Origin of the sequence: Escherichia sp. MOD1-EC5189, from assembly GCF_002966045.1 — a bacterium.
GTDB classification, from domain to species: domain Bacteria; phylum Pseudomonadota; class Gammaproteobacteria; order Enterobacterales; family Enterobacteriaceae; genus Escherichia; species Escherichia coli_F.
Genome location: NZ_PTRX01000145.1, coordinates 1 through 276, shown reverse-complemented (window position 1 = coordinate 276; position 276 = coordinate 1). Strand labels below are relative to the sequence as shown.

At 51.1% G+C, this 276-nt stretch carries 1 tRNA gene; it reads left to right on the top strand.

The window, feature by feature from the left end:
• Positions 1-199 precede the first annotated feature (199 nt).
• Positions 200-275 (top strand) — tRNA-Glu (locus ATB02_RS25975).
• Position 276 lies beyond the last annotated feature (1 nt).

Below are 276 nucleotides of genomic sequence, written 5' to 3'. Positions count from 1 at the left end.
GGGAACCTGCGGTTGGATCACCTCCTTACCTTAAAGAACTGTACTTTGCAGTGCTCACACAGATTGTCTGATGAAAAGTGAATAGCAAGGCGTTTACGCGTTGGGAGTGAGGCTGAAGAGAATAAGGCCGTTCGCTTTCTATTAATGAAAGCTCACCCTACACGAAAATATCACGCAGCGCGTGATAAGCAATTTTCGTGTCCCCTTCGTCTAGAGGCCCAGGACACCGCCCTTTCACGGCGGTAACAGGGGTTCGAATCCCCTAGGGGACGCCAC